This is a genomic window from Geobacillus sp. DSP4a (genome assembly GCF_013096875.1).
Classification (GTDB): domain Bacteria; phylum Bacillota; class Bacilli; order Bacillales; family Anoxybacillaceae; genus Geobacillus; species Geobacillus thermophilus.
Genome location: NZ_SDLD01000138.1, coordinates 1 through 1033, shown reverse-complemented (window position 1 = coordinate 1033; position 1033 = coordinate 1). Strand labels below are relative to the sequence as shown.

Annotated in this window: 1 protein-coding gene; it reads left to right on the top strand. The window is 50.3% G+C overall.

Translation table 11 applies throughout. From position 1 onward, the window contains the following. Positions 1-431 (top strand): transposase (locus tag ETC02_RS16670; protein WP_171698453.1); only part of this gene is annotated, 431 nt, incomplete at its 5' end. Positions 432-1033 lie beyond the last annotated feature (602 nt).

Genomic DNA, 1033 nt, shown 5'->3' with positions numbered 1-1033 from the left:
TGGAGTACCAATGGTTGAAAACGGTCGACGGGTTGGGAGACGCCACGATCATCGATCTGCTGGCGGAGATCGGCAGCTTCGCCCATTATCGGGACCCGCGCCAATTGGTGAAGTTGGCGGGCCTGACACTCAAGGAGAATTCCTCCGGCCAGCGCAAAGGGCAAAAGCACATCTCCAAACGGGGACGGAAACGGCTGCGATCGGTGCTGTTTCGGGCGATGATTCCGCTGATTCGGCATAACGAGGCGTTTCGCGAGTTGCATGAGTATTATACGACCCGATCCGTCAATCCGCTGACCGGAAAGCAGTCCATCGTCGCCTTGTGCCGGAAGCTGTTGAATGTGCTGTTTGCGATTTGTACGAAGAAACAAGCGTTTGACGCGGAGCGAATGAAACAGGACGTCTTGTCCCAGGTGCAACGGGCGGCCTAAGGCCTCCCCCTGCGAACGGAAGAATCGTTGGACAACAGGATGACACCGGAGAAGCTGGCGTGATTTCATCCATTCGACCTTGAGTCCCTAAAGGAGCTTGGCCGGCCTCCGCCTGATGACGAGACCGAACGAGGGAATGTTGGCGCCAAGACGCCCGGAGACATGGGAGGGTTCGTCCTCATCAGCGACGCGGAGATCCAAAGGGTGCATCGAATATGCTTCCCCCCACGGCAGGAAAATATAACCAGCCGTGGCCGCGAAGCGCACCCTAGGTCTGTAAGATATCCACAAAACTGAAAAAGGATGTAAGGGATTTTGTCGAAAAATATTTTTTGGACACCCCTGAGAGGCCGAAAAGCCTTGATAGATCAACATTTCTAGAGGGAGGATTTCAAAAAATAACATTAACACTTACAAAAAAATTAAGGCTGTAGATGAGCATTTTTCATTACAATAATTTCCATGGTTAGAGAGACCTGAATCCGTGATGGTTGGAAATCAACTTTGATTTTGGTGTTAGTTCTATGGATATATGATCCATACATCCCTTTTTTTGATGATTCCCTGCACCACTTTCATGTTTGAAAACGAGATAAATCCTC